General features: G+C 64.4%; 26 protein-coding genes. 8 read left to right on the forward strand and 18 right to left on the reverse strand.

What is annotated here, in order from left to right; genetic code table 11:
* Positions 1 to 60: 60 nt before the first annotated feature.
* A complete protein-coding gene (locus tag ACIPQ1_RS11005) occupies positions 61 to 1371 on the reverse strand; it encodes an ATP-binding protein (RefSeq protein WP_411387406.1) in 1311 nt (436 codons plus the stop codon).
* On the reverse strand, positions 1368 to 2108 hold the full coding sequence (locus tag ACIPQ1_RS11010) for a response regulator (protein ID WP_003202589.1): 741 nt from the start codon (positions 2106 to 2108) through the stop codon (positions 1368 to 1370). Before ACIPQ1_RS11010 ends, ACIPQ1_RS11005 begins: the two co-directional genes overlap by 4 nt.
* A 224-nt stretch (positions 2109 to 2332) precedes the next feature.
* Between ACIPQ1_RS11010 and ACIPQ1_RS11015 the strand changes: the two genes are divergently transcribed.
* From ACIPQ1_RS11015 to ACIPQ1_RS11025, 3 genes are all read left to right on the forward strand, one after another.
* Positions 2333 to 2596: a DUF2790 domain-containing protein gene (locus tag ACIPQ1_RS11015; RefSeq protein ID WP_250963200.1), complete on the forward strand. Its 264-nt coding sequence runs from the start codon at positions 2333 to 2335 to the stop codon at positions 2594 to 2596.
* Positions 2597 to 2642: 46 nt separating this feature from the next.
* Positions 2643 to 3854: a cytochrome c biogenesis protein DipZ gene (locus tag ACIPQ1_RS11020; RefSeq protein ID WP_446534092.1), complete on the forward strand. Its 1212-nt coding sequence runs from the start codon at positions 2643 to 2645 to the stop codon at positions 3852 to 3854.
* A 331-nt stretch (positions 3855 to 4185) separates the two neighbouring features.
* The gene (locus tag ACIPQ1_RS11025; protein WP_250963198.1) at positions 4186 to 4515 is read left to right on the forward strand and encodes a hypothetical protein; all 330 of its coding nucleotides are present in this window, start codon (positions 4186 to 4188) and stop codon (positions 4513 to 4515) included.
* Between the two features lie 4 nt (positions 4516 to 4519).
* Here the strand turns inward: ACIPQ1_RS11025 and ACIPQ1_RS11030 are convergent, their stop codons facing one another.
* Positions 4520 to 6385: a sigma-54-dependent Fis family transcriptional regulator gene (locus ACIPQ1_RS11030; protein ID WP_411387408.1), complete on the reverse strand. Its 1866-nt coding sequence runs from the start codon at positions 6383 to 6385 to the stop codon at positions 4520 to 4522.
* 340 nt (positions 6386 to 6725) lie between these two features.
* On the opposite strand from ACIPQ1_RS11030, the gene ACIPQ1_RS11035 reads away from it, so the two are divergent.
* From ACIPQ1_RS11035 to ACIPQ1_RS11055, 5 genes are all read left to right on the forward strand, one after another.
* Positions 6726 to 7799, forward strand: coding sequence for an ATP-NAD kinase family protein (locus ACIPQ1_RS11035; RefSeq protein ID WP_446534093.1), 1074 nt, complete (start codon positions 6726 to 6728; stop codon positions 7797 to 7799).
* A 2-nt stretch (positions 7800 to 7801) separates the two neighbouring features.
* The gene (locus ACIPQ1_RS11040; RefSeq protein WP_053119650.1) at positions 7802 to 8779 is read left to right on the forward strand and encodes a thiamine pyrophosphate-dependent dehydrogenase E1 component subunit alpha; all 978 of its coding nucleotides are present in this window, start codon (positions 7802 to 7804) and stop codon (positions 8777 to 8779) included.
* A gap of 34 nt (positions 8780 to 8813) precedes the next feature.
* Positions 8814 to 9830: an alpha-ketoacid dehydrogenase subunit beta gene (locus ACIPQ1_RS11045; protein WP_250963194.1), complete on the forward strand. Its 1017-nt coding sequence runs from the start codon at positions 8814 to 8816 to the stop codon at positions 9828 to 9830.
* Positions 9830 to 10942 carry an acetoin dehydrogenase dihydrolipoyllysine-residue acetyltransferase subunit gene (locus ACIPQ1_RS11050; RefSeq protein ID WP_446534094.1) on the forward strand — a complete coding sequence of 371 codons (1113 nt, stop codon included), beginning with the start codon at positions 9830 to 9832 and terminating at the stop codon, positions 10940 to 10942. Before ACIPQ1_RS11045 ends, ACIPQ1_RS11050 begins: the two co-directional genes overlap by 1 nt.
* An 84-nt stretch (positions 10943 to 11026) precedes the next feature.
* Positions 11027 to 12091 (forward strand): 2,3-butanediol dehydrogenase, encoded by a 1065-nt coding sequence (locus tag ACIPQ1_RS11055; RefSeq protein ID WP_225917632.1) that lies wholly within the window; start codon positions 11027 to 11029, stop codon positions 12089 to 12091.
* Between the two features lie 64 nt (positions 12092 to 12155).
* Here the strand turns inward: ACIPQ1_RS11055 and ACIPQ1_RS11060 are convergent, their stop codons facing one another.
* From ACIPQ1_RS11060 to ACIPQ1_RS11130, 15 genes are all read right to left on the reverse strand, one after another.
* Positions 12156 to 12659, reverse strand: a complete 504-nt coding sequence (locus ACIPQ1_RS11060) for a DUF6644 family protein (RefSeq protein ID WP_446534095.1) — start codon at positions 12657 to 12659, stop codon at positions 12156 to 12158.
* Positions 12659 to 13009: a DUF6152 family protein gene (locus ACIPQ1_RS11065; RefSeq protein WP_250963191.1), complete on the reverse strand. Its 351-nt coding sequence runs from the start codon at positions 13007 to 13009 to the stop codon at positions 12659 to 12661. Before ACIPQ1_RS11065 ends, ACIPQ1_RS11060 begins: the two co-directional genes overlap by 1 nt.
* A gap of 28 nt (positions 13010 to 13037) precedes the next feature.
* Positions 13038 to 13592 (reverse strand): DinB family protein, encoded by a 555-nt coding sequence (locus tag ACIPQ1_RS11070; protein ID WP_250963190.1) that lies wholly within the window; start codon positions 13590 to 13592, stop codon positions 13038 to 13040.
* A gap of 423 nt (positions 13593 to 14015) precedes the next feature.
* Positions 14016 to 14933: a dihydrodipicolinate synthase family protein gene (locus tag ACIPQ1_RS11075; protein WP_446534096.1), complete on the reverse strand. Its 918-nt coding sequence runs from the start codon at positions 14931 to 14933 to the stop codon at positions 14016 to 14018.
* 171 nt (positions 14934 to 15104) lie between these two features.
* Complete coding sequence (locus tag ACIPQ1_RS11080) at positions 15105 to 16133, reverse strand: trans-3-hydroxy-L-proline dehydratase (RefSeq protein WP_446534097.1); 1029 nt, start codon at positions 16131 to 16133, stop codon at positions 15105 to 15107.
* Between the two features lie 117 nt (positions 16134 to 16250).
* Positions 16251 to 16973: an amino acid ABC transporter ATP-binding protein gene (locus tag ACIPQ1_RS11085; RefSeq protein WP_092172955.1), complete on the reverse strand. Its 723-nt coding sequence runs from the start codon at positions 16971 to 16973 to the stop codon at positions 16251 to 16253.
* The gene (locus ACIPQ1_RS11090; protein ID WP_411387415.1) at positions 16966 to 17616 is read right to left on the reverse strand and encodes an amino acid ABC transporter permease; all 651 of its coding nucleotides are present in this window, start codon (positions 17614 to 17616) and stop codon (positions 16966 to 16968) included. The genes ACIPQ1_RS11085 and ACIPQ1_RS11090 overlap by 8 nt, the downstream gene beginning before the upstream one ends.
* A gap of 9 nt (positions 17617 to 17625) precedes the next feature.
* The gene (locus tag ACIPQ1_RS11095) at positions 17626 to 18291 is read right to left on the reverse strand and encodes an amino acid ABC transporter permease (protein ID WP_057452167.1); all 666 of its coding nucleotides are present in this window, start codon (positions 18289 to 18291) and stop codon (positions 17626 to 17628) included.
* Entirely contained in the window at positions 18284 to 20062 is a 1779-nt protein-coding gene (gene lhpI, locus ACIPQ1_RS11100) for a cis-3-hydroxy-L-proline dehydratase (RefSeq protein WP_446534098.1), read from the reverse strand. The genes ACIPQ1_RS11095 and lhpI overlap by 8 nt, the downstream gene beginning before the upstream one ends.
* Before the next feature lie 10 nt (positions 20063 to 20072).
* Positions 20073 to 20891, reverse strand: a complete 819-nt coding sequence (locus tag ACIPQ1_RS11105; protein WP_186728578.1) for an ABC transporter substrate-binding protein — start codon at positions 20889 to 20891, stop codon at positions 20073 to 20075.
* A 233-nt stretch (positions 20892 to 21124) separates the two neighbouring features.
* Complete coding sequence (locus tag ACIPQ1_RS11110; protein WP_446534099.1) at positions 21125 to 21874, reverse strand: helix-turn-helix domain-containing protein; 750 nt, start codon at positions 21872 to 21874, stop codon at positions 21125 to 21127.
* Positions 21875 to 22060: 186 nt separating this feature from the next.
* Positions 22061 to 23317: an FAD-dependent oxidoreductase gene (locus tag ACIPQ1_RS11115; protein WP_446534100.1), complete on the reverse strand. Its 1257-nt coding sequence runs from the start codon at positions 23315 to 23317 to the stop codon at positions 22061 to 22063.
* A complete protein-coding gene (locus ACIPQ1_RS11120) occupies positions 23314 to 23550 on the reverse strand; it encodes a 2Fe-2S iron-sulfur cluster-binding protein (RefSeq protein WP_446534101.1) in 237 nt (78 codons plus the stop codon). Before ACIPQ1_RS11120 ends, ACIPQ1_RS11115 begins: the two co-directional genes overlap by 4 nt.
* Before the next feature lie 185 nt (positions 23551 to 23735).
* Positions 23736 to 24851 carry an NAD(P)/FAD-dependent oxidoreductase gene (locus ACIPQ1_RS11125; protein WP_446534102.1) on the reverse strand — a complete coding sequence of 372 codons (1116 nt, stop codon included), beginning with the start codon at positions 24849 to 24851 and terminating at the stop codon, positions 23736 to 23738.
* Positions 24848 to 25780: a 4-hydroxyproline epimerase gene (locus ACIPQ1_RS11130; protein WP_446534103.1), complete on the reverse strand. Its 933-nt coding sequence runs from the start codon at positions 25778 to 25780 to the stop codon at positions 24848 to 24850. The genes ACIPQ1_RS11125 and ACIPQ1_RS11130 overlap by 4 nt, the downstream gene beginning before the upstream one ends.
* Positions 25781 to 25846 lie beyond the last annotated feature (66 nt).

Here is a 25846-nt window from a genome sequence, read left to right on the forward strand (position 1 = left end):
CACAGGGGAACTGGATGAGGCACCCCTATTTGCATCGCCCCAGAACCGTGTGGGGCAGTGTCAGCTTGTGAGCGCCAGGCGCAATTCGGCGCAGAGGCCGCCGCCGTCGCGGTTGCTCAGGGTCAGTGAGCCGCCCATGGCGATCGCCAGTTGCTGGGCGATGGCCAAGCCCAGGCCGGTGCCGCCGGTCTCCCGGTTGCGCGAGCTTTCCACCCGGTAGAACGGCTTGAGCACTTCGGCCAGTTCCTGCTCGCTGATCCCGGGGCCACGGTCCAGTACCTGGATCGCCAATTGCCCGTTGTCGGCCGGTTGCACCTGGATCTGCGCCGCGCCGCCGAATTTCAAGGCGTTGTCCACCAGGTTGATCAGTACCCGCCGCAGGGCATGGGGACGGGTGTCGATGACGGCGGCGTTTTTTCCGGACAGTTGCACGTCCTTGCCGGTGTCCTGGTAGTCGAACACCAGGCTGTCGAGGAACGCGTCCAGGCTGATCCGGCAACTGGCCTCGGTGGCGCCGTGGATGCTGCGGGCATAGGCCACGCCTTCACGCACCAGGTGCTCCATTTCGCTCAAGTCGCTCCACAGCTTGTCCCTTTCAATCCCTTCGTCCATGAATTCGGCGCGCAGCTTCATGCGCGTGATGGGGGTCTGCAAGTCATGGGAAATCGCCGCCAGCAACTGCATGCGCTCCTTGAGGTAGGCGGCGATGCGGTCTTGCATGGCATTAAAGGCCTTGGCCGCATGCACCACTTCGGTCGGGCCTTTTTCGTCCAGGCGCACACTATGGGCGTTCGGGTCGAGGGTTTCCACCGCCTGGGCCAGTCGGGTCAAGGGACCTACGGCGATGCGCACGGCCAGCCAGGTGCAGCCGATCAACAGGGCCAACTGCCCCAGCAACACCATTGGCAGCCAAGGGGAGAGGGGCGCCATCGCCGGGCGTACGTCGATGGTCAGCGGGCTGCCGTCCCCCAGGCGCAGGTGCGCCTGATAGTGCATGTTCGGCCCGGGAATCTGCTTGAAGGTCAGGCCATAGGCCTGGCCGATGGCTTCCTGGATCGAACTGACCGAGATCGGCGCGTCGGCCAGGTCCATCGGTTGGCCGGGCTGGCCTTCGTCGAGCAAATAGCCATAGTTGCGCCGGGCGAGTTTCGGTAGCCAGGCCTGGCGTTCGGCGGCAGGCAGGCGGTCGAGAATCGCCACGGAGGTCGAGACGTCGGTCTCCAGGTTGCCGAGCATGGTCGACTTGGCGCTCTGGTAGCGCTCGTAGTACTGGACGCCGAAAGACAGGCCCTGGGCCAGGATCAGGCCGATCAGGAAGATCAGCGACAGCCTCGAGGCCAGGGTCCGCGGCCAGCGCAGCGGCAGGTTCATACCGACGCCTCGAGGATCTCCACCGGCAGCGAGAACACGTAGCCTTCGCTGCGCACGGTCTTGATGTAGGCCGGTTCCCGGGCGTCGTCCAGCAGGCGCTGGCGCAGGCGGCTGACCAGTAGATCGATGGAGCGATCGAACAGATCGGCGTCCCGGCCCTGGGTGAGGTTAAGCAACTGGTCGCGGTTGAGTACCCGTTGCGGATGATCGAGGAACACCCGCAACAACCGATACTCGGCGCCGCTCAAGGCAACCATGGTGCCGTCGGTGTCCAGCAGGTGGCGGGCGGTGGTGTCCAGGCGCCAGCGTCCGAACGCCAGCAGGCGACCGCTTTCGGTGACCACCAGATTGGGCGGCAACATGCGGGTGCGGCGCAGCACGGCGTTGATCCGCGCCAGCAGCTCCCGGGCGGCGAACGGCTTGACCAGGTAATCGTCGGCGCCCATTTCCAGGCCGATGATGCGGTCGGTTTCGTCGTTGCGGGCGGTGAGCATCAGCACCGGCGTGGCCTTGTGCTTGCCGGCACGCAGTTCCCGGCACAGCACCAGGCCATCGTCGCCGGGCATCATGATGTCCAGCACGATCAGGTCCACCGGGGTGGTTTCGAGGAAGGCGCGCATCTGCCGGCCATCGGCGACAACGGTGGTGCGCAGGCCATTCTTCTTCAGGTAGTTGCCAACCAGCTCTCTGATCTCGCGATCGTCATCCACTATCAACACGTGATCGACATGATCCATGGTGTCCCGCTCCTCGGCGTTTCGTTGTGAGCAGTCTACAGGCCCCGGCCAGCCCGGCTCGCGGCGGTTTGTATTGCAGTGTATCTGGCGCCTGACGGATACACAGCGATGCAAAAAGCCACCGGGCTCGATACAGACGCGATACCTGCGGGGCATTCAATGGCATCCATCGAGGCACACAACAGGCCTCGGCAGATAAACCCCCATTGAATCGAGGAATCGCCATGAACACCAAAGCCGTCTACGCCGCCTGCCTTTTTGCCGCGCTGAACATCTGCACCCTGTCGGCCCGGGCCGAAAGCAACGTGCAACCGCACACCTACACCTACGGCAGCCACCTGGACATCCAGAAGGTGCTTTCCCTCACCGAAGACACCGAGCCGACCTGCGGCGTGGTCAACGCCCACATGACCTACCTGGATTCGACAGGCCACCAGCAGGCGCTGGACTATCGCAAGTTTTCCGATCACTGCAGCAACCAGAACTGACCTGCTTTTGTGGGCCTATGTAGGCCTTTTATTTTGAGGTGTTGCCATGCTTCTGATCGCTTTTCTCGGCGGGATCCTGACGATCCTCAGCCCCTGCATTCTTCCGGTGGTGCCGTTTCTGTTCGCCCGGGCCAATCGCTCCCGCAGCTCGGTGCTGCTGACCCTCGGCGGCATGGTGTTGACGTTCGCCCTGGTCTCCAGCCTGGCGGTGGTCAGCAGCGAATGGGTGGTGCGCGCCAGCAGCGTCGGTCGACAAGTCGCGTTGGTGGTGATGGGGGTGTTCGCCCTGTCGTTGATCTTCAGCCGGGTTGGCACCTGGTTGGCGCGGCCGCTGGTCAACCTGGGCAATCGCCTGGACGCCGGGGCCGGGCGGATGGCCGGGCCGGTGGGCTCGGTGCTGATCGGCGTTGCAACCGGGTTGCTCTGGGCACCGTGCGCCGGGCCGATACTCGGGGTGATCCTGACCGGCGCCATGCTGCAAGGCGCCAGCGCGCAAACCAGCCTGTTGCTGCTCGCTTACGGCCTGGGCAGTGCCTTGTCCCTGGGCACGCTGATCCTGGCCGGGCGTGGTCTGGTCGGGCGCCTGAAGCTCTCGCTGCCCATGACCACTTGGTTGCGCCGGGGAACGGGGCTGGCGGTGTTGCTGGCGGCCGTGGCGATTGGCACTGGGACGGATGACCGCTTGTTGGCGGCGACTTCCTCCCAACAGTCCACCAGCCTGGAAAAAAGCCTGCTGGAGAACGTGCCCAAGGCCATCGACTACGTGGTGAGCAAGGCCGGCGCCAGTGCCATGCCGTCCCTTGAATCCCAGGGCGCCATGCCTTCACTGGACGGCGCGGTGCAATGGCTGAACTCGCCGCCGCTGAGCAGCGAGTCGCTGCGGGGCAAGGTGGTGCTGGTGGACTTCTGGACCTACGACTGCATCAACTGCCAGCACACCTTGCCCTATGTGAACGGCTGGGCGAAGAAGTATGAAAAGGATGGGCTGGTGGTGATCGGCGTCCACACCCCGGAATACGGCTACGAGAAGATCATCGATAACGTCCGCGAGCAGGTGCGCAAGCTGGACATCCACTATCCGGTAGCGATCGACAATCAGTATGCGATCTGGCGCGCCTTCAACAATCAATACTGGCCGGCCCATTACCTCATCGATGCCAAGGGGCAGGTGCGCTACAGCCATTTTGGTGAAGGGCGCTATGGTGAGCAGGAGCAGGTGATCCAGCAGTTGTTGCAGGAGGTGAAGACGAGTCATTGAATTAACTTAAATTGTTTAATTTCAAAGGCTTATATTTATTATCTCTACTTGTTTATAGATTGTTTCGCCATTGGGATATCCCAGATGGCGAAGGCAAGCCGTTCCGTGGCGAGGGAGCTTGCTCCCGCTGGGTCGCGAAGCGGCCCCCTGTATTTGCCTGACACACCGAGTTGTCACGGCTTTCTTGGGGCCGCTGCACGGCCCAGCGGGAGCAAGCTCCCTCGCCACAATGGATTGCATGCGGATTCGAGAATGGACTGCAAATGCTGGCCCCTTGCTCATTTGCAGAGAGGCAAACTTCTTTCCTTTCAGAAAGTTGGGCGACAAACCTATGCGTATTTCTATGTGGGTCGTAGCGACGTTTCTCTTGGCCGCCGTCTCGCTCGAGGCCCAGGCCAAGGCGCTGACGCAGAACCAGCAGTCAGTGTGCCGCTGGGGTTCGGACATCGCGGCGGGGGCGCAGGCGTCGAAGCTGTCTGGCGTCAGCCTGTACGGCGCACGCAAGAAGCTGCAGGTGCGCAAGTTTCCCCGGCCCTGGATGCGCATGACCGCCCTGGGCATTACCGAGCAGACCTACAACAGCGCTTCGCGTCTCAAACCCGCGGCGGTCAAGCAGACCTACTACGAGCAATGTGTCCGTCATGAGCTGGCGCGCCGCTAGGTGCTCAGGCGGGGCTGCGGCCTGGCATTTCGATGCCATGTTGATGCACCCGTCGATACAGGGTCGCCCGGGAAATGCCCAGGGCCCGGGCGGCGGCGGTGGGTTTCCAGCGGTGGCGCACCAACGCATCGAGCAACGCCTGGCGTTCCGGGCTGGCGCTCGGCTCCGGCCCCTGATCGGCGACGTCCGCGCTGTGCAATGACTCGGGCAAGTGGCTGAGCTGGATCACGCTGGCTTCGCACACCGCGCAGGCATAGCGCAGCACATGGCGCAACTGGCGGACATTGCCCGGCCAGTGATAGCCGAGCAGGGATTCCAGGGCGGCGCCGCTCAACTGCACGGTTCCCCCGCACAATGCCGACTCCTCGGCAAGGATCCGATTGATCAGCGCCAGCCGGTCGCTGCGGTCACGTAACGGCGGTAACTGGAAACGCGCACCGCCGAGACGGAAATACAAATCCTCGCGAAACTCGCCGGCGGCCACCAGCGTCTCCAGGTCGCGGTGGGTGGCGCAGATCACCTGAATGTCGACGGCCTTGCGGCGGGATGCGCCCAGCGGCGCCACTTCACCCTCGGCCAGTACCCGCAGCAGGCGGGTTTGCAAGGCCAGCGGCATGTCGCCGATCTCATCCAGGAACAAGGTGCCGCCGTCGGCCTGTTGCAACAGGCCCTGCATGCCTTTGGCCGAGGCGCCGGTGAACGCCCCGGCGACGTAGCCGAACAATTCGCTTTCAATCAGGCTTTCGGGAATGGCCGCGCAGTTCAGCGCCACGAAAGGGCGCTCGCGGCGCTGGCTGGCCTGGTGCAACTGGCGAGCGAAGACTTCCTTGCCGGCACCGGTTTCGCCCTGGATCAGCACCGGCAGGTTGCGATCCTTGACCCGCACCGCCAGGCGCAGGCTGTCGGCCAGGCGTGGATCGATTTCCAACGGAGTCATCGCCACCCGCGAACGTGAACTGGCCCGCTGGCGAGGCGCGCTCAAGCGTCCGTGCAGGGCGTGATCGAGCAAGCAGAGGCTTTCGTCCCGGGCACGGTGCAGCCGTTGCTGCTCGAACACCTGGCCGATGTGTTGCGGCACCTGCCCGTACTGTTGCAGCAGGTACTGGCGGGCAGCCGGGTTCAAGGCTTGCAGGCAACCGTCGTCATCCCAGGCGAACAGGAAGTCCGGCTGGCTGTCGACGTAGCCGGGGTTGCGATGGGCCCGCAGCACCCAATAGCCCTGGGCGCTGCTCATGAAAAACGCCTGTTCGATCTCCCTGGCGCTCTGCACCACCATTTGCCGGATCAGGTGCTGCGAGCGGCGATCATCCGGCGAGCGCACCGCCGAGACGTCCAGCACCCCGAGCAATTCACCCTGGGGGTCGAAGACCGGCGCGGCGGAACAGGTCAGGCCAATGAACGCCGCGCGGAAATGGTCGCGCTTGTGCACGGTCACCGGGGCCTTGGCCGTGAGCACCGCCGCCACGCCACACGTGCCTTCTTCGCCCTCCGACCAACAGGTGCCCAAGTATAGCCCGGCCTTGCGGCAGTCATTGCGGATCGAGGTTTCCACCCGGTAGTCGATGGTCTGGCCCTGGGCATCGGTCAGCAGTACGCAATAGTCGGCGTCGCGTACCCGGCCATGGAGGCGGGCCACTTCTTCGCTGGCGATGTTGAGGAACAGCTCGGAGCGCTCGCGGCATTGCTTGAGCACGTCCTGGGAGAGGATGCGCGGGCCCTGCAGCGAACCCGGGTCCAGGTGATGTTGCTCCAGGGAACGGCGCCAGGAGTCGAGGATCAGGTCCGGGACGGGCAATTGTGGCAATTGGTTCGCGTTTTTCACCACGCGGCTGACGCAATCCACGTGCGCCCGGGAGTGAGCGGAAAGCATGGGGCCTCCGATTCAGCTTCTTGTCGTTGTGCGCACATTAAGCGCCGTTCGCCGGGTGCAGACAAGCTCGACGGGTTGTTCGGGCGGTGTGAGACGCCACGTCTCAGCGTCTCGTCCGGACCTCGTGCAGGCTGACATGGGGCGTCTCACCGGGGCTCGGTCCGCTGCTTCGTCAAACATCTCTGGACCGCTCTGGTTCGGCCTTCTTGCAGGTTTTTTTCGCAACTGGCACCGCCCTTGCTCTATGCCTGGAACCCGCCCGACGGGCCTCCAATAATAACAACGAGGTGTCTATGTCTTCCTGCCCAGGCCGTTTGCCCGCACCGTCCACGGTGGCGCCATGAGCCGCCGACCCCTGACCGTGGGCATCATCGCCAATCCCGCCTCGGGCCGCGACGTGCGGCGCCTGACCGCCAATGCCGGGCTGTTTTCCAGTACCGACAAGGTTTCGGTGATCCAGCGCCTGCTGGCCGCGTTCGGCGCCACCGGCATCGAACAAGTGTTGATGCCCACCGACATGATCGGCATGGCCGCCGCCGTGCTGAAGAACAGCCATAGCCGCCAGGCCCGCAGCAGCCGCTGGCCGGCCCTGGAATTCCTCGACCTGACCCTGCGCCAGACCGTCGAAGACACCCGCCGGGCCGCGCGCTTGATGGCCGAGCGCGAGGTGGCGCTGATCGCCGTGCTCGGCGGCGATGGCACCCATAAGGCGGTAGCCGCCGAAGTCGGCGACATCCCATTGCTGACCCTGTCCACCGGCACCAACAACGCCTTTCCCGAGCTGCGCGAGGCCACCAGTGCCGGGCTGGCCGGTGGGTTGTACGCCAGCGGCCGGATTCCGGACGCGATCGGTTTGCGCCGCAACAAGCGCTTGCTGGTCTGCGACGCCGGACGTGGCTTGCGCGAAGTCGCCCTGGTGGACGTCGCCGTGTCGCCGTTGCGTTTTGTCGGCGCCCGGGCCATCAGTCGGGCACAGGACCTGGCCGAAGTCTTCGTGACTTTCGCCGAACCGCAATCCATTGGCCTGTCGGCGTTGTGCGGCTTGTGGTTCCCGGTGTCCCGCCAGGCGCCGGGCGGGGCCTGGATGCGCCTGGACCCGCAATCCCCCGAAGCGCTGCTGGTGCCGCTCGCCCCGGGCCTGTTGCAAGGCTGTGGGGTGCTCGCCGCCGGCCCTTTGGAACCCGGCGTCGCCCATGGCTTGTCGCTGTCCAGCGGCACCTTGGCCCTGGATGGCGAACGGGAAATCGAATTCAACGCCCACGACCGGCCCACGGTCACCCTCGATGCCGGCGGTCCGCTGAGCATCGACGTCAACGCGGTGCTGGCCTACGCCGCGCAACAACGCTTGTTGGCCATCGGCCGCGAGCACCCGCAACACCCTCTGAATCTTCAAGAAGACACCCCAGGAGAATAAAAATGTCGACACCGCTCACCCACGATCAACTGCTGCACGCCTACCAGGTGATGCGCACCATCCGCGCCTTTGAAGAGCGCCTGCACGTGGAGTTCGCCACGGGCGAGATCCCCGGTTTCGTCCACTTGTATGCCGGCGAAGAAGCGTCGGCCGCCGGCGTCATGGCCCACCTGGGCGATGACGATTGCATCGCCTCCAACCACCGTGGCCACGGCCATTGCATCGCCAAGGGCGTGGACGTCTACGGAATGATGGCCGAGATCTACGGCAAGAAAACCGGCGTCTGCCAAGGCAAGGGTGGCTCGATGCACATCGCCGATTTCGAGAAAGGCATGCTCGGCGCCAACGGCATCGTCGGCGCCGGTGCGCCACTGGTGGTCGGCGCGGCTTTGGCGGCCCGCCTCAAGGGCACCGACAGCGTCGCCGTGGTGTTTTTCGGCGACGGCGGCTCCAACGAAGGCGCGGTGTTCGAAGCCATGAACATGGCCTCGGTGTGGAACCTGCCGTGCCTGTTCATCGCCGAAAACAACGGCTACGCCGAGGCCACCGCTTCCAACTGGTCGGTGGCCTGCGATCACATCGCCGACCGCGCCGCCGGCTTCGGCATGCCCGGCGTGACGGTGGACGGCTTTGACTTCTTTGCCGTGCACGAAGCCGCCGGGGCCGCCGTCGAACGCGCCCGTGCCGGGGAAGGGCCGTCGCTGATCGAGGTCAAGCTGACCCGCTACTACGGCCACTTCGAAGGCGACGCCCAGACCTATCGCGCACCGGACGAGGTCAAGCATTTCCGCGAAAACCAGGACTGCCTGATGCAGTTCCGCGAACGCACCACCCGGGCCGGTTTGCTTACCGTCGAGCAGTTGGACCAGATCGACAAGGAAGTGGACCTGCTGATTGAAAACGCCGTGTACAAGGCCAAGTCCGATCCCAAGCCCTCTGCAGCGGACCTGCTGACCGACGTCTACGTCAGCTATCCCTGAACGCCCTCCTAAAACAAGAACAGAGAAATTCATCATGGCGAGAAAAATCAGCTATCAGCAGGCAATCAACGAAGCCCTGGCCCAGGAAATGCGCCGCGACGCCAGCGTGTTCATCATGGGTGAGGACGTGGCCGGTGGCGCCGGCGCCCCCGGTGAAAACGACGCCTGGGGCGGCGTACTCGGAGTGACCAAGGGCCTATACGACCAGTTCCCCGGGCGCGTGCTGGACACGCCACTGTCGGAAATCGGTTACGTCGGCGCGGCGGTCGGCGCGGCCACCTGCGGCGTGCGCCCGGTGTGCGAACTGATGTTCGTCGACTTCGCCGGGTGCTGCCTGGACCAGATCCTCAACCAGGCGGCGAAGTTTCGCTATATGTTCGGCGGCAAGGCCTCCACACCCCTGGTGATCCGCACCATGGTCGGCGCCGGCCTGCGCGCCGCCGCCCAGCATTCACAGATGCTCACGTCGTTGTGGACGCACATCCCGGGACTGAAAGTGGTCTGCCCATCATCGCCCTACGACGCCAAGGGCCTGCTGATCCAGGCAATCCGCGACAACGACCCGGTGATCTTCTGCGAGCACAAGTTGCTCTACAGCATGCAGGGCGAAGTGCCGGAAGAGCTCTACACCGTACCGTTCGGCGAGGCCAACTTCCTGCGCGACGGCAAGGACATCACCCTGGTCTCCTACGGACGGCTGGTCAACACCGCGATGGACGCGGCGCGCAACCTGGCCGGGCGCGGCATCGACTGCGAAGTGATCGACCTGCGCACCACCAGCCCGCTGGACGAGGACAGCATCCTGGAAAGTGTCGAGAAGACCGGGCGCCTGGTGGTGATCGACGAGGCCAACCCACGCTGTTCCATGGCCACCGACATCTCGGCGCTGGTGGCGCAAAAAGCCTTTGGCGCGCTCAAGGCGCCGATCGAAATGGTCACCGCGCCCCATACGCCGGTGCCGTTCTCCGACTCCCTGGAAGACCTGTACATCCCTGACGCGGCGAAGATCGAACAAGCCGTGCTCAACGTGATCGAGTGGAGCAAGCGCTGATGAGCCAGATTCATACCTTGACCATGCCCAAGTGGGGCCTGTCGATGACCGAGGGCCGGGTCGATGCCTGGCTCAAGGAAGAGGGGCAGGCCATCACCAAGGGCGAGGAAGTGATGGACGTCGAGACGGACAAGATTTCCAGCAGCGTCGAGGCGCCGTTTTCTGGAATCCTGCGCCGGCAGATCGCCCGCCAGGACGAAACCCTGGCGGTCGGCGCCTTGCTCGGCATCGTCGTCGAAGGCGAGGCCAGCGACGCCGAGATTGACGCGGTCATCGAGCAGTTCCAATCCAACTTCGTGCCCGGCGACGCGGCTGATGAGGACAGTGGTCCGAAAACACAGAAAGTCGAGCTGGACGGCCGGGTGATCCGCTATTTCGAGCGCGGCGAGGGCGGTACGCCGCTGGTGCTGGTGCACGGCTTTGGCGGCGACTTGAACAACTGGCTGTTCAACCATGAAGCCCTGGCGGCCGGGCGACGGGTCATTGCCCTGGACCTGCCGGGCCATGGCGAATCGTCGAAAACCCTGCAACGCGGCGATTTGGACGAGCTGAGCGGCGTGGTGCTGGCCTTGCTCGATCACCTGGACATCAACGCCGTGCACCTGGTGGGGCATTCCATGGGCGGGGCGGTGTCGCTGAACGCTGCGCGCCTGATGCCCCAGCGGATACGCTCCCTGACCTTGATCGGCAGTGCCGGCCTGGGTGCGCAGATCAACGGCAGCTACCTGCAAGGGTTCGTCGAAGCGGCCAACCGCAACGCCCTCAAGCCGCAGCTGGTGCAACTGTTCTCCAATGCCGAGCTGGTCAACCGCCAGATGCTCGACGACATGCTCAAGTACAAGCGCCTGGAAGGTGTGGACGCGGCGCTGCAGCAATTGTCAGCGACGTTGTTCGCCGACGGTCGCCAGCAGGCGGACCTGCGGGAAGTGGTGCAGGCGGGCCACGTGCCGACCCTGGTGATCTGGGGCAGCGACGACGCAATCATCCCGGCGTCTCACGCCGAAGGGTTATCAGCGCGGGTCGAGGTGCTGTCGGGCCAAGGCCATATGGTGCAGATGGAAGCGGCCGAGCAGGTCAATCGGCTGATCAACGGGTTCATCGGACAGTACTGAACAAGCGGGCGGCGATTGCATCGTCGCCCTATAAAAAATTCTGGAGGCAACGCTATGAACGTTTCTATCAAGCCGACCCGCAGCATGCGCGCCGCCGTCTGGCATGGCCGCAACGACATCCGCGTCGAAGACGTGCCACTGCCGGTTTCGCCCCCCGCCGGTTGGGTGCAGATCCGCGTGCAATGGTGCGGCATCTGCGGCTCCGACTTGCACGAGTACGTGGCCGGGCCGGTGTTCATCCCGGTGGACGCGCCGCACCCGCTGACCGGGATCAAAGGCCAGTGCATCCTTGGCCACGAGTTCTGCGGCGAGATCGTCGAACTGGGCGCCGGCGTCGAAGGTTTCAGTGTCGGCGAGCCGGTGGCGGCGGACGCCTGCCAGCACTGCGGCACTTGCTACTACTGCACCCATGGGCTCTACAACATTTGCGAGAACCTGGCGTTCACCGGGTTGATGAACAACGGTGCGTTCGCGGAGCTGGTCAATGTCCCGGCGAACCTGCTCTACAAACTACCGGCTGATTTCCCCGCCGAGGCCGGTGCGTTGATCGAGCCACTGGCGGTGGGCATGCATGCGGTGAAAAAGGCCGGCAGCCTGCTGGGCCAGAACGTCGTGGTGGTGGGCGCCGGGACCATCGGCTTGTGCACGATCATGTGCGCCAAGGCGGCTGGTGCAGCCCAGGTGATTGCTTTGGAAATGTCCGGCGCACGCAAGGCCAAGGCCTTGGAAGTCGGGGCCAGCCATGTGATCGATCCGAATGAATGCGACGCCTTGGCTGAAGTTCGGCGCCTGACGGGTGGCCTGGGTGCCGATGTCAGCTTCGAATGCATTGGCAACAAGCACACCGCCAAGCTGGCCATCGACCTGATCCGCAAGGCCGGCAAATGCGTGTTGGTGGGGATTTTCGAGGAACCGAGCGAGTTCAACTTCTTTGAGCTGGTCTCCACGGAGAAGCAAGTGCTGGGCGCGCTGGCCTACAACGGTGAGTTCGCCGACGTGATTGCCTTCATCGCCGACGGACGCCTGGACATCTCGCCGCTGGTGACCGGGCGCATCCAGTTGGAAGAGATCGTCGGGCAGGGCTTCGAGGAGTTGGTGAACAACAAGGAGCACAACGTGAAGATCATCGTGTCTCCCGCACGGATCTGAGGGCGCCCGGGTGGGCGATTTGGCGATGGCCGGCAGCGGCCATCGCTTCTTTTTCACGTGCAGTTCAGGTGTAGGCCAGCAGGCGGCCGCAGAGTATGACCACGAGCCATAGGACTATGGAGACCAATGCCTGGGCCTTGGCCAGGCCGGGTGCCTTATGGCCGGTGTTCCATTGCTGGACGGAGCGGTAGGTGCCAACGTGGAACAGCAGGGCGTTAAGGCCCGCTGCCGCGATCAGGTACAGCTTGAGGATGAAGACGTTGTTGCCGGCAAAGTCATGGGGGTGAGCACTGAACATCAGCAACCCCGCAGGCACGATCAGCAGCAGGGCCGCAATCGCCCAGGGCAGCAAGTGGCGGGCCAGGGCGGTCACGGCGATGCCCTTGGACAGCCCGAGCACGCGCAGGTCGAACATCACCACCGCGCCCACCAATATCGAAAAGCCGATGATGTGCACCACTTCCACCAGCGGATAGAGCCACAGCTCGCTGCGCATGGCCAACGCCAGGGACGAATCGCCCAACTGGTCCATCCAGCCCTGGGGTGAGCCTGCCGGGGAGGCCTGCATCAGCGCAACTCGATGGTCTTGCCGTCGATGGTGATGCGTTCGGCGCGCAATTCGTCGGGTTTGTTGCGGTTTGCATAGCCGACCACGGTGGCACTGTTACCTGCTTTGAGCATGTCCTTGCCCAGCCCGCGATTCTCCATGCGTGACGGTGGGGCCAGCACGACGGTCCAGGTTTTGTCGGTGGTTTGCAGGCGCACGTAGCCATGGGGATGGGAATAGCCGGCTTCCTTTATCGTGCCTTCGAGCGTCAGGGGATTGCTGGCGTCGTATTCGCTCCAGCCGTGGTGGGCGAGTGCCGCCGTGGTGATCAGCATCAACGCCAAACCGATGCTACGAAGAATGACATTCATGGCAAGGTCTCCTTTGAGGGGGGGCGGATCAACTTGGCAGGTATTCGCGCCAGACCCGCCGTTCATCCAATTGAAGCAGTTGTTCCTCGTCGTTGCGAAACGGCCGGTCGCAGTCGAGAAAAAACTCATCAAGTTGTGGCGGCGCGACGTGGGTGGCGCTGAGCATGCCGTGGACCTGTCCACGATGATGGATCTGATGCTCGAACAGGTGCAACAGCAGCCGGTCGATTCGTTCACGCACCACACCGTCGACGCGCACCAGATCGACAGAGCGGACCAGGTCTTGCTCCCGCAGGGCTTCGCAGAACGCCACCAGTTGCTGGTCGGTCTGGGTCTGGTTGTGCATCAGGTGGGCAAAGGCCAGGGTTTCGGAGAAGTCCTTGATCTGGCCGTCACGGTCGCCTTCCAGGGCGGTGAGGTAATAGCGGTCCACTTCCAGGATGTGGCAGAGCGTGGCTTGGATGGACGGGAAGAATCCCGTGCGCGGCGCCGCGTAGTCGGCCTCGCTCAACTGCGCGCAGGCGCCGAGCAACCTGTGGTTGGCCCATCGATTGTTCAGGGCCTGGGCCAGGAAATAGTTCATGGGAAGCCTCTCATGTCCGCCACAAATCCTGTGGGAGCGAGCTTGCTCGCGATAAGGTCTGCACATCCAGCATAGCCGGCTCAGACAGATCGCTATCGCGAGCAAGCTCGCTCCCACAGGTTGAGTCGCATGGGCTCACTCTTGTGTATTCACTGCAAATCCCTGTGGGAGCGAGCTTGCTCGCGATGAGGTCGGCACATCCAGCATAGCCGGCTCAGACAGACCGCTTTCGCGAGCAGGCTCGCTCCCACAGGTTGAGTCGCATGGGCTCATTCTTATGTGTTCACCGCAAATCCATGTGGGAGCGAGCTTGCTCGCGATGAGGTCGGCACATCCAGCATAGCCGGCCCAGGCAGATCGCTATCGCGAGCAAGCTCGCTCCCACAGGGGGATCCTCAGATGCCTTGCGGGGTAGGTCAGGCCTTAAAGCCCCACATCCGGCAACACCGGCCGATTGGCCAGGGCCTTGGCCATGATCTGCTCCACATACACCCGGTCCGCGTCCGGCAGGGCCAGGCGCGGTGGGCGGGTGAGGGCGCTGCCGCGGCCGGCGATGGCTTCGCACAGCTTGATGCATTGCACCAGGTCGGCCCGGGCGTCCAGGTGCAGGATCGGCATCAGCCATTCGTAGATCGGCATCGCTTCGGCGAACCGTCCGGCGCGGGCCAGGCGGAAAATGGTCTCGCCTTCCTGGGGGAACACGTTGGACATGCCCGAGACCCAACCTTCGGCGCCCACGGCAAGGCTTTCCAGCACCACGTCGTCGAGACCGGCGAACAGCACGAAGCGATCGCCGACTTCATTGCGCACGTCGATGAAGCGCCGGGTGTCGCCGGAGGAGTCCTTGAAACACACGACGTTGTCGCAATCGGCCAGGGCAATCAAAATGTCCGGCGTCACGTCATTCTTGTAGATCGGCGGGTTGTTGTAGACCATCAGCGGCACGTCGGCATGGCGGGCCACGTAGCGGAAATGCTCGGCGGTCTCGAAGGGCTTGGAGCCGTAGACCAGCGCCGGCATCAGCATCACCCCGTCGACACCGACCTTGCGCACCGCGTTGGCAACCTTGGCGGCCTGCACGCTGGTGAACTCGGCCACGCCGCAGATCACCGGCACCCGGCCCCGGGAGGCGTCCACCGCGACTTCGGTCACGGCGATTTTTTCCTCGGCGCTCAGGGAGGTGTTTTCCCCCACCGACCCGCAGACCACCAGGCCGGAAACGCCATCGCGAATGACGTTGGAAATCACTTGGTGGGTTTTTTCCAGGTTGATGGAAAAGTCATCGTTGAATTGGGTGGTGACGGCAGGGAAGACGCCGCTCCAGTTGATGCGTTTGCTCATGGGTTGTCTCCGTTTTTGATAGTGCTTTTGTGGCGAGGGAGCTTGCTCCCGCTGGGTCGCGAAGCGGCCCCCAGGATCTGACTGACACACCGAGTTGTCAGCCTTCAGGACTGCTTCGCAGTCCAGCGGGAGCAAGCTCCCTCGCCACAAGGTTTTGGGTGAATCTGAACGTCATGCGCCGGGCCAGGTGTCCGAAAGCCGATAGCCCTGGGGCCACGGATCGGCCGGGTCGAGCAGCAACTGATGGGTCCCGGTGATCCACGCTCGTCCGGCGATGCACGGGTAAATCGCCGGGCGTCCGGCCACCTCGGTCAGTGAGTCGATGCGGCAATGGAATTCGGAACCGATGATCGAACGGCCGATAAAACGCTCGCCTACCTGCATCAAGCCCTTGGCCTGCAACACCGCCATGCGCGCCGAGCAGCCGGTGCCGGTGGGGGAGCGGTCGATCTTGCCGGGCTGGATCACCACGGCGTTGGCGCCCGTGGCGATGCCGTCCTCACGGACAATGGGTGCGGCGATCTGGCAGAACGAGATGTGCGACCAGTCGGGGTTCAGCGGGTGCACGAAACTCAGTTGCTCATTGGCGGCGCGGGTGATCTTCAAGCCCACGGCCACCAGCTCGGCGGCTTCATCGGGGCGAATGGCAAAACCCAGGCGCTGGGCATCGACGATGACAAAGCTGTCGCCGCCGTAGGCGGTGTCCACCTGCAACGAACCCAGTCCCTCGACTTCGATCCAGGCATCGAGGCGGTCGGCAAAGGAGGGTACGTTCTTGATCTCGACCCGTTGCACCTTGCCGTCGCGGCAGTCGGCCACGGCGTCGATCAGGCCGCCCGGGGCTTCCAGCACCAGGCGGGTCTGGGGTTCGGTCATTGGCAGGATGCCGCTGTCCAGCAACACGGTGGCGACGCACAGCGAGTTGGAGCCGGACATCGGCGGCGTGTCGGCCGGTTCCATGATGATCCAGGCCATTTGCGCCCGCGGGTCCTTGGCCGGCACCAGCAGGTTGACGTGGCGGAACACCCCGCCGCGGGGCTCATTGAGGACGAAGTTGCGCAGGGTCTGGTCCTGGGCGATCCAGCGTGACTGCTCCCACACCGTGGCGCCGGGGGGCGGCGCGACACCGCCGACGATCACATCGCCGACTTCGCCTTCGGCGTGGCAGCTGATGACATGGATGATTCTGGATGAGCGCATGGATCAAATCCTTGTGTTGTCTGGTCGGGCCTCATCGCGAGCAAGCTCGCTCCCACAGGGTTCAATGGTGTACACAAGTCCGTGTGGGAGCGAGCTTGCTCGCGATAGGGCCATCGGCTATTTCACCGACTTGAGAAAAGCCGCCGTCTCCGGCTGCACCGGATTGCCAATCACCTGGTCCGGCGGCCCGATCTCATGGACCCGGCCATTGCAAAAAAACGCCACGCGGTCGGACACGTCCCGGGCGAAGCGGATCTCGTGGGTCACCAGCACCATGGTCATGCCGTCCTCGGCGAGCATGCGCATGGTGTCCAGCACTTCGCCCACCAGTTGCGGGTCCAGCGCCGAGGTGGCTTCGTCGAAGAGCATGTAGTCCGGCGACATCGCCAATGCCCGGGCGATGGCCATGCGCTGTTGCTGACCGCCGGAAAGCTTGCCGGGGAAGGCCTTGAGTTTGTCCCCCAGGCCCACGTGCTCAAGCTGTTTCACCGCCAGGGCCTCGGCGTCCTGTTTGCTTTTGCCCAACACCTTGCGCGGCGCCAGCATCACGTTTTCCAGCACGGTCAGGTGGGGGAAGGCGTTCCATTGCTGGAAGACGATGCCGATCTTTTGCCGCAGGCGATTGAGGTCGGTGGCGCGGTCATGGACCTCGATGCCATCCACGCGGATGCTGCCTTTCTGGATCGGCTCCAGGCCGTTGATGCACATCAGCAGGGTCGACTTGCCAGAGCCGGAACCGCCGATGATCGACACCACTTCACCCTTGTCCACGGTCAGGCTCACACCCTTGACCACTTCCAGGTCACCGAAAGACTTGTGCACGTTTTCGATCTCAATCATTTTCCTGCCACCTTCTTTCCAGGCGTGCGCCGAGGCGGGCGACCACCAGGCTCATGACGTAGTAAATGAGGCCCGCGATGCACAGCACCAGCAGGGGTTCCTGAATGCGCGTGACGATGGTTTGCGAGGCCCGCAGCAATTCGACGATGCCGATCCACATCACCAGGGCGGTGTCCTTCATCACACCGAGCACCAGGTTCAGCCAGCCGGGAAACGCCACCCGCGTGGCAATCGGCAGGACGATGAACCGCAGGTCCTGCCCATAGCTCAGGCCCAGCGACCGGCTGGCCCGGCGGGTGCTCAACGGCACCGCCAGCACGCCTCCGCGGACGATCTCGGTGAAGTACGCGGCGGCGTAGACCCCGAGCACGATGCAACCGACGGCAAACGCGCTGAGGTTCAGGCCAACGATGCTCTTTAGGGAGTTGAACAACACGAACTGGATCAGCAGCGGCACACTGCGAAACACGTCCAGCAGCCAGGCCAGCGGCAGGCTGGCTCGCGGCAACAGCGCCCGCAGCAGGCCGAACAGCAAGCCGGCCAGCGTGCCAAGCACGATCGACCACGCAGTCAATTGCACGGTGACCCAGGCCCCCTCAAGCAGATACAACACGTCGTTAACGGTAAGGCTTGTAGAAAACATGACCCGCCCTCAATAACGGAACAGCCGCCAGGACAACAGCCGGGCCAACCCGACGATCAGCTTGGCGATCAGGTAATACAGCAGCGCCGCGAGGGCGAAGTATTCGAAGGTGCGGAAGGTCTTGACGTTGTATTCCTGGGTCACGCCGGTGAGGTCGTTGTTCAGGCCGACCACCACCCCCAGGGACGTCATCAGCACCGCCCAGACCATCTGGTTGGTCAGCGGGTAGAAGACGATGCGCAACAATTGCGGGACGATGATCATCCGGTAGGCCTGGAAGGCGCTCATTCCCAAGGAGCGGGCGGCGCGCATTTGCGTACCGGGCACGGCCTTGAGGCCACCGCGAAAGTTTTCCGCCAGGTAGCCGGCGTTGTTGAAGGTGATTCCGGCCAGCAAGGCCAGCCAGGAACTGACGTGCAGCCCGAGGGAGCCGAGGCCGAAATAGAGGATGTAGATCTGGAACAGCGAGGGCGTGTTGCGAGCGATGGACACCCAGCCATTGCCCACGCCCCGCAGCAGGCGATTCGGGGCCTGGCGCATCACCGTCAGCACCAGGGCGATCAGCACGCCGAAAATCATCGACAGCGCGGCGGTCTCGAAGGTCACCCAGGCCCCGGCGAGCATGTCGGGCAGCGCGCGTAAGGCCGGGCGCCATTGGAAGCTGTAGTCAAACATGGGTCGGACTTCCCGTGCGGGCAGTGGGTTGCAGCCACGTCGGCGGCTGGCCGTGGGTCGCGGCAGTGCAGGCGGCCTCGACGCAGTCGGCGAGGGCGGCAAAATGCACCCCGCGACCGACCAGGCCCGGTGCGTAGTGGGCGTATTTACCTGAGTTGGTCATCAACGTGGTGGCGTGGGGCGGGATCACCGGCTCACCCAACATGCACCAGCAGGTGTCGGTCACCAGCACCGCGCCGAAGGCTTCGATGGCCGTCAGGTATCCGGCTTTGCGCGCTTGTTCCAGCACTGCTCGGCCGCAGGTGATGGCCAGCACCACATACGGATGCTTGATCCGGCCCGCGCACAAGGTCGCGAGGGCGGCGAATTCGCTGAGGGAGAAATGCGGATTGCCCAGGGACACCACGTCCACCCAATTGTCCCGGGCGCTGTTGAGCTCGCGCCAACTGGCAAGCAGGCTTGCGGCATCGACGCTTTCCTGCGGCAAGGTAACGTCCTTCTCCAGGACATCGGCAGGGTCGAGGGCTTCCGGGGTGACCCCGGCGATGTGGAACAACGGTGCGGCGCTGGTGGTGGCGAACGCGGCACCGAAGGCCTTGAGGTCGTCCAGGCTCGGCGCGGCGTGTTCCAGGCCGCGTATCAACGGGATGCGCCGGCCCGCCAGGCTGCCGATGTGATAGCCCAGCAGCGGATAGAAACTGTCATCGACCTGACCCAGCGTCGGCACGTCGACAATCAGTTGGGCCTTGCGTTCGTCGTCGAGATGGCAGCCGATCAACGGTGCCCGCCCGCACAGGGCGATGCAGATGTCGAGGAAGTCGGGGTACTTCTGCGTGCGCGCACCCAGCACACTGTTGGCGTAGACCACCGCGTTGGACTCGGCCCAGACGATCTGTTCGCCGGCCTTTGGCGCGGTCTCCAGCAGGTAGGGCGCGCAGGTAAAACTCAGTTGCGCGCCCATCGCCATGTAGGCATCGCCCAAGGCACTGGCCGGTTCGCCCAGGGCTGGATCGACGCCCAGTTCCCGCCAGCGACGCTGGTCCACGGAAATGGCATTGAGGGTGGTGGGGACGCGAACCTTCGCCCCCCACTGCACCAGTTGTTCGGCAAAGCGCAGGCTGGCCGGGCCGGTGTAGATGCAACCGTCGATGTGGGCCTGGGTCACGTCCAGCAACTGCGTGGCGCCCTGGATCTCGGCCATGCGCAGCACGATGTGCATCGCCACTTGGGCCGCCTTGCCGTGGGTACCGTCGAGCAATGCCCGGTCCTGTTCGCTCAGGTCCAGGGTCGAGAAAATGGGCGACGCCGACGGTGCTTGCGAACCTTGCCAACCGTCGTTCGGGCGGCGCCCGGTGAGGGTCAGGACATCGCCTTCGAGGCGGACAAAACCCTGGCCACGCAGCCCATTGAAGGCCTCGTGTCCCACGCACAACACCGGCAGGGACCGCTGGAAAATCACCTGCGCCACCAGCACGCCCAGGGTCAGGATTTCATCGGCTTCGGCCAACACCAGGGCCGCGGGTGCGTGACCGTTGCTGATCAGTTCCATCAAGACGCTGCTGCCGGTGCAGGAGCCGCGTCCGCTGGGAATCGCCAAGACGCGCCCGGCCAGGCGCTCGCCGCTCAAGGGGTGGTGGCGGTCGATGACCTCGCCACTGGCCGGATCGACCCCGCCCCAGAAACTCAGGCCCACCTCGGCGAACAGCAGGGCGCCCTGGGCGGCACCCTCCACCAGGCTGCGGCCTTTCACACGGACAGGCGTGCTTGGCATGGGCCAATCCTCAGTAGTAGACCTGGGGAACGGTCAGGTTGGCCGGCGGGATGTCGGTGCCGACCCATTTGACGAACAGCTCGTTGTAGCGACCCGTGCGCACCTGCTGATTGACGAAGAGGTTCAGGTAGTTGAGCAGACCGTACTCGCTGCGCTTGGCGCCGAGGGACACGTAGTCGATGACGTAGGGGGCGTCACCGGCAATCTTCAAGCCCTTGTATTTGCCCGACTTGAGGGTCGCGGCGGCGACGGTGTTAGTCACCACGGTGGCATCGATGTGTCCCTGGGCGACGGCCAGCAGGGTGTCGTTCTGCGATTGATAGGCGCGGAAGCTGCCGCTGCCCCAGCTCTTCTGGTCCTTTTCCAAGGCGATGGCTTCGTAGGTACTGCTGGTGTTGCCGAGTTTCTTGCCCTTGAGGTCGGCGTAGCTGTTGATACCGGTGTCGTCGCGGGTCAGCACCACCATCTGGAACGCGAAGTAGGGCACCGTCAGGCCGACGGTCTTGGCCCGCTCCAAGGTGTCGGAGGTGGAGGCGACGATGACATCGGCGCGGCCGGACAGCAGCGCGGGGATGCGGTCGGAGAACGGGGTTTCCACCACTTCGGCGTCGACACCGAGGACCTTCGCCAGGTCGTGGCAATAATCCACGTCGAACCCCGCCGGTTTGTTGCTTTCATCGCGAAAGCCCATGGGTGGGAAGTCCAGGGTCACGGCGCAACGTAGCTTGCCGGAGCCGATGATGTCGTCGAGCTTGTCGGCGTGGGCGGGGGCCATGAAAAGCGGGGTAAGGACAACGCTGAGGGCTACGGCCAATGCAGGGTTTTTCATAAATGCCTCGCTGTCGAATAAATGCGGTGAGATATCGTATTGAGGATTTCGTATACGATATTAGATAAGCAATCAGCATGCCTGTTTTGACCTGAGGCGCCGTAATGGCATTGGAGGGTTGATCTAGAGGTATTTTCGCCGAGCGGTGGCGCATCAGGGCAAGTTGCTACGTTGGCTTGGGGTGTTACAGATGGGAGCAGCCATGGGATCTGACGCCCCATCAGCGAACACGATCAGCGCTGATTTTCACGGTATTGGCTCGGCGACAGGCTGGTCAGGGCCCGGAACTGGCGGCTGAAGGCGCTGTGGTCGGTGTAGCCGCAGCGCAGGGCGATCTCGGTGATCGGCAGGTCGTGGTCGAGTAACAGTCGCGAGGCTTCCTCCAGGCGCGCCTTGTGAATCATTTGCCGCGGTGTGAGTTGGAAGATGCGTTTGCAGTGCCGCTCCAACTGCGCCACCGACAATTCAGCAATGGCGGTCAGCTCGGCAAGGCTGATGGGGCGGGCGAAGTGCTGCTTGATATGGGCGTCCACCGCCGCCAGTTTGTGAAACGCCGGGTGGCTCGATTGCGGCAGTTGCAGGTCGCGGGAAATGCCGGCCAGGCCGACGATCTGGCCGCTTGGGTCGTGCAGGGCGAGCTTGTGGGTCAGGCACCACACCGGTTGGTTGCCGTAATACAAATGCAGTTCGAGCTGGTCGGCCAACTCCCGCCCGCTGGCCAGCACCCGGCGATCCTGTTCGGTGTACAGCGGGCCGAAGCGCTCGGGAAACACTTGCTCGGCAGTGAGACCGAGCAGGCCGCCACTGTGTTTGAAACCGCAGCGCCGGGCCAGGGTCTGGTTGACGAAGGCGTAGCGGGCCTGCCGGTCCTTGATGAAAAACACCACGTCGGCGAGGGTGTCCAGCAGCGGGGCGATGGGCTGCAGGCTGCGCAACAGGGTGTCGAGGTCGCAGGGGGCGAGGGAGGTGAGCGAGGGGTACATGGCGCCAGATTCCTGAGGGGACTCAGGGATCATAGGGGCAAAGTCATCGAGGCAGGAAGTCCAGGTCCACGCGTTCTACTGTGGGAGCGGGCTTGCTCGCGAAAGCGGTGGATCAGTTAGCATCGATGCCGGATGTGCCGACGCATTCGCGAGCAAGCCCGCTCCCACAGAAGAGTCTGTGTGGGATCAGCTGGGTGGGGTTTCTTCCAACTCCAGCAGGGTCTCGATCCGCGCCGGGCTGAAGGGCGGGCGTGGTGCCGGTGGTGTCCAGCCGAACAGGTGTTCCAGTGCAGCACCGCACACTCGGCCTTGGCAGGCGCCCATGCCGCAGCGGCTGGCCAGTTTCGCTTCGCGCCAGTTTTCGTGGCCGACCAGTTCGCCATAAGGCACGTCTTCACAGCGGCAAACCAGGGTGTCGCCGCGGGCCAGGGACTTGAGCCGTGGATCGAGGGCGAAGGCCGTGTTCAAGGCCCGGGCGAAACCCTGCCAACGTGCGCGGCGAGGCCATAGCTGCTGGGCGGCTGTGCTATTGCCGACGGCGGCATGGCCGGCAATGGCGCCTTCCACTAATGCCAGTTCGCTGCCGCCGAAACCGGTGCATTCCCCGGCGGCGTAATGTTCATGGCGCGTGGTCGCTTGCCAGGCGTCAACCACCAACGCCTGGCCTTCAACCGCGCAGCCCAGGGCCTGGCCCAACTGGGTATTGGGAATGAGCCCGAAGCCACAGGCGAGCCGGTCGCAGGCCAGTTCAATCGTCTGGCCTTGCTGTTGCAGACGCACGCCCTCGAGCCGTTCCCGACCGAGCGCCTCCACCACGTGGGTGTCGGTTCGGTAGTGCGAGTCGAACAAACTGAACGATTGGAAAAACTTCCCCGGCCAGCGCGGCAGTTGCCCGGCGAAACCGGCCACGGCGCCGAAGCTGGCTTGCTCGGCGATGCGCAGCACCTGTGCGCCCTGGTGTTTTGCCGTGGAGGCGCTGGCCAACAGCAAGGGGCCGCTGCCGGCGATGACCAGCCGTTCCCCGTGCACCGGCAACCCGCCCTTGATCAGCGCCTGCAACCCGCCGGCGCCGGTCACGCCGGGCAGCGTCCAGCCGGGAAACGGCAGTAGCAGCTCACGGGCACCGGTGCAGAGGATCAAGCGCTCGTAGCTGATCTGCCAGCCGCGCTCGGCATCTTCCACCAGCAAGGTTTTATCCGCCGCGCAGGCGATCACGCGCGTGCCGGCATGGCAGCGTACGTTGGCGCAGGTGTGCAGTTGATCGCGCAGGTGCCGGGCTGCGCTGGGCAGGTTGGCCTGGGGACCGTCGCGCCAGATCTGCCCGCCGGGCAGTGGGTTGTCATCCAGCAACACGATGTGCGCGCCGCTGCTGGCCGCGGCGAGGGCGGCGGCCATGCCGGCGGGGCCGGCGCCGATGATCAGCAGGTCGGTGGCTTCGTTCATGGTCGGGTCTGCACTTGCATGCCGTCGAGGCACAGGGTCTGGCAGGCCAGGCGGCGTCGGCCATCGATCAGCACCCGGCATTCCTGGCAGGTGCCCATGCCGCACAACGGCGCTCGACGCTGGCCGCTGACCGAGGTGCGACTGCAACCGTCCGCGCCCAACGCCAATGCCGCCGCGACGCTGGTGCCGTTGGCGACTGACAGCGGGCGGCCATCCAGGAACACTTCAGGCATGGGTCCAATCCTCCTTGGCTAAGCGAATGTCGTGAGCGCACCCAAAAACCGTGGCGAGGGAGCAAGCTCGCGCTGGGCTGCGCAGCAGACCCAAAACAGGGCCGCTTCGCGCCCCAGCGGGAGCAAGCTCCCTCGCCACAGAGTTGACCCCATTCCCGGAGCAAACGGGGGAAGTATGCCGGGCTTCAGGCATGGGCCGGTTCTCCCAAAAAACGCTGCGGCAGGTAAGGTTGCGCGGCCAGTGGCGAGGTTTCGTCGAACAACTGCGCCACCAGCAGGTCGGCGGTCGCCGGCGCGGTGGTGACGCCCAACCCCTCGTGACCCACCGCCAGCCACAACCCCTTGCGCTGCGGATGTTGGCCCACCAGCGGCAAGCCGTCGGGGCTCGCCGCGCGAAAACCGGTCCAGGCCCGGATGCCGTTCAGATGCGCCAACCCAGGCATGTAGTCGACGGCGCGCTTGAGCATCTTCGCCAGCATCCAGCCTTCCACCTGCGGGTCGACGGTGCCGAACTGTCGCGAGGCGCCGATGAATAATTGCCCGGTCGGGCGCGGCTGGATATTGCACGCCACCGACGGCCCGCTCGCGTTGTGGGCGCTGGTGACATAGCCCAGCTCCACCAGGGTGTGAGTGACGGTGGCGGGGTAGCGGTCGGTGATCAGCAGGTGGCCCTTTTTCGGCTCGATGGGCAGTTCCGGGCACAACTCGGTGGCTTGGATACCATTGGCGAGCACCACCGCATCGGCGCTCAACCAACGCCCGTCGTCGAGGCGCACGCGAGTCCCGTCGACTTCGCTGACGTGTGCCCGCTGCTGGCGAATCCTGGGCGCGTCCAACATCCAGCGCGCGGCGGCCGGGGCGTAGAGGATGCCGTCGCCCTTGATCAGCAACCCGCCTTCCAGCCCTGGGCGCAGTTCGGGTTCGCGCTGATGCAGGGCGGCGCGGCCGATCAATTCACAGGCTTCGCCATGGGCCAGCAGGTTCAGGTATTTGCTGTGGGCCACCGCCATTTCCTCGGCATTGGCCGCCAACCACAAGGTGCCGTTGTTGCGCCAGGCACAATCGGCGGGCAGGGCTGGCGCCAGTTCGCGCCAGCGTTGCAGGGAGTATTGGCTGAGGGCCAGTTCCGCCGGGTTGTCATCCAGCACCAACAAATGCCCCATGCCAGCCGCCGTGGCGCCGTGCCAACCGGCGTCCAGCACCAGCACGTTGACGCTACGTCGGGCCAACGCCTGGGCGCAGGCCGCACCGATGATGCCCGCACCGATGATGATCACGTCGGCGACATGGCTCTCGCTCACAGACGAATGCCCCAGGCGAACGGGTCATCCGCTTCGATGATGAGGGTGGTTTCGGCGCTGATGTAGGCGCGACCGCGAATGGTCGGCACGATGCGCTCGCCCGCCTGTTCGTAGGAGCCTTCGAACTCGCTGCCAATGACGCTGGCCTGGCGCCAGATCTGCCCGGGTTGCAGTTTTCCATCGGCGGCCAGGCACGCCAGTTTGGCGCTGGTGCCGGTGCCGCACGGGGAGCGGTCATAGGCCTTGCCCGGGCAGAGCACGAAGTTGCGGCTGTCCGCTTGCGGGTCGTCGGCGAACAGTTCGATGTGGTCGATCAGGCCGCCATCCTCACCGCGAAAACCCTGCTGCTCCAAGGCTTGCTGCACGGCGTAGGTGTAGGCGGTCAACGCGTCGAGGTTATCGCCGGCGACACGCTGGCCATGCTCGGCGATCAGGAAAAACCAGTTGCCGCCCCAGGCCACGTCGCCCACCACCGGGCCGATGCCGGGCACCTCCAGGGCCAGCGCCTGGCGGTAACGGTAGGCCGGCACGTTGCGCACGCTGACCGAGCGGTCTTCGTGCAAGGTCGCCTGTACCGTGCCCACCGGGGTTTCGATGTTGTGCACGCCGGGGCCGATCCTGCCCAGGTGGGCCAGGGACGCCACCAGGCCGATGGTGCCGTGGCCGCACATGCCCAGGTAGCCGCTGTTGTTGAAAAAGATCACGCCGGCACAGGCGCTCGGGTCCACCGGCTCACAGAGCAGCGCCCCCACCAGCACATCGCTGCCCCGGGGTTCGAGCACGCAGGCGCTGCGCCAGGTGTCGAACTCCGTGGCCAGGCGTTGCTTGCGCTCGGCCATGGTGCCCTGGCCCAGGTCAGGAAAACCGTCGGTGACCAGGCGGGTCGGTTCGCCGCCCGTATGGGAATCGATCACGGTGATGCGTTTCATGGGAGGGCCACGTCCGTTCAGATGAGTGACGGTAAGCGTGGCCCGCGCCAGGGGATGACGGCTTGA

It is taken from the genome of Pseudomonas sp. LARHCG127 (genome assembly GCF_052871455.1).

Excerpts from the sequence above, each read along its gene's own strand:
- ACIPQ1_RS11075 (WP_446534096.1), bottom strand. The coding sequence starts at position 14,933 with ATGAGCAAACGCATCAACTGGAGCGGCGTCTTCCCTGCCGTCACCACC.
- ACIPQ1_RS11120 (WP_446534101.1), bottom strand. The coding sequence starts at position 23,550 with ATGCCTGAAGTGTTCCTGGATGGCCGCCCGCTGTCAGTCGCCAACGGC.
- lhpI (WP_446534098.1), bottom strand. The coding sequence starts at position 20,062 with ATGCCAAGCACGCCTGTCCGTGTGAAAGGCCGCAGCCTGGTGGAGGGT.
- ACIPQ1_RS11035 (WP_446534093.1), top strand. The coding sequence starts at position 6,726 with ATGAGCCGCCGACCCCTGACCGTGGGCATCATCGCCAATCCCGCCTCG.
- ACIPQ1_RS11025 (WP_250963198.1), top strand. The coding sequence starts at position 4,186 with ATGCGTATTTCTATGTGGGTCGTAGCGACGTTTCTCTTGGCCGCCGTC.
- ACIPQ1_RS11005 (WP_411387406.1), bottom strand. The coding sequence starts at position 1,371 with ATGAACCTGCCGCTGCGCTGGCCGCGGACCCTGGCCTCGAGGCTGTCG.
- ACIPQ1_RS11050 (WP_446534094.1), top strand. The coding sequence starts at position 9,830 with ATGAGCCAGATTCATACCTTGACCATGCCCAAGTGGGGCCTGTCGATG.
- ACIPQ1_RS11065 (WP_250963191.1), bottom strand. The coding sequence starts at position 13,009 with ATGAATGTCATTCTTCGTAGCATCGGTTTGGCGTTGATGCTGATCACC.
- ACIPQ1_RS11055 (WP_225917632.1), top strand. The coding sequence starts at position 11,027 with ATGCGCGCCGCCGTCTGGCATGGCCGCAACGACATCCGCGTCGAAGAC.
- ACIPQ1_RS11110 (WP_446534099.1), bottom strand. The coding sequence starts at position 21,874 with ATGTACCCCTCGCTCACCTCCCTCGCCCCCTGCGACCTCGACACCCTG.
- ACIPQ1_RS11115 (WP_446534100.1), bottom strand. The coding sequence starts at position 23,317 with ATGAACGAAGCCACCGACCTGCTGATCATCGGCGCCGGCCCCGCCGGC.
- ACIPQ1_RS11045 (WP_250963194.1), top strand. The coding sequence starts at position 8,814 with ATGGCGAGAAAAATCAGCTATCAGCAGGCAATCAACGAAGCCCTGGCC.
- ACIPQ1_RS11020 (WP_446534092.1), top strand. The coding sequence starts at position 2,643 with ATGCTTCTGATCGCTTTTCTCGGCGGGATCCTGACGATCCTCAGCCCC.
- ACIPQ1_RS11080 (WP_446534097.1), bottom strand. The coding sequence starts at position 16,133 with ATGCGCTCATCCAGAATCATCCATGTCATCAGCTGCCACGCCGAAGGC.
- ACIPQ1_RS11030 (WP_411387408.1), bottom strand. The coding sequence starts at position 6,385 with ATGCTTTCCGCTCACTCCCGGGCGCACGTGGATTGCGTCAGCCGCGTG.
- ACIPQ1_RS11130 (WP_446534103.1), bottom strand. The coding sequence starts at position 25,780 with ATGAAACGCATCACCGTGATCGATTCCCATACGGGCGGCGAACCGACC.
- ACIPQ1_RS11090 (WP_411387415.1), bottom strand. The coding sequence starts at position 17,616 with ATGTTTTCTACAAGCCTTACCGTTAACGACGTGTTGTATCTGCTTGAG.
- ACIPQ1_RS11085 (WP_092172955.1), bottom strand. The coding sequence starts at position 16,973 with ATGATTGAGATCGAAAACGTGCACAAGTCTTTCGGTGACCTGGAAGTG.
- ACIPQ1_RS11095 (WP_057452167.1), bottom strand. The coding sequence starts at position 18,291 with ATGTTTGACTACAGCTTCCAATGGCGCCCGGCCTTACGCGCGCTGCCC.
- ACIPQ1_RS11105 (WP_186728578.1), bottom strand. The coding sequence starts at position 20,891 with ATGAAAAACCCTGCATTGGCCGTAGCCCTCAGCGTTGTCCTTACCCCG.
- ACIPQ1_RS11040 (WP_053119650.1), top strand. The coding sequence starts at position 7,802 with ATGTCGACACCGCTCACCCACGATCAACTGCTGCACGCCTACCAGGTG.
- ACIPQ1_RS11060 (WP_446534095.1), bottom strand. The coding sequence starts at position 12,659 with ATGCAGGCCTCCCCGGCAGGCTCACCCCAGGGCTGGATGGACCAGTTG.
- ACIPQ1_RS11010 (WP_003202589.1), bottom strand. The coding sequence starts at position 2,108 with ATGGATCATGTCGATCACGTGTTGATAGTGGATGACGATCGCGAGATC.
- ACIPQ1_RS11015 (WP_250963200.1), top strand. The coding sequence starts at position 2,333 with ATGAACACCAAAGCCGTCTACGCCGCCTGCCTTTTTGCCGCGCTGAAC.
- ACIPQ1_RS11070 (WP_250963190.1), bottom strand. The coding sequence starts at position 13,592 with ATGAACTATTTCCTGGCCCAGGCCCTGAACAATCGATGGGCCAACCAC.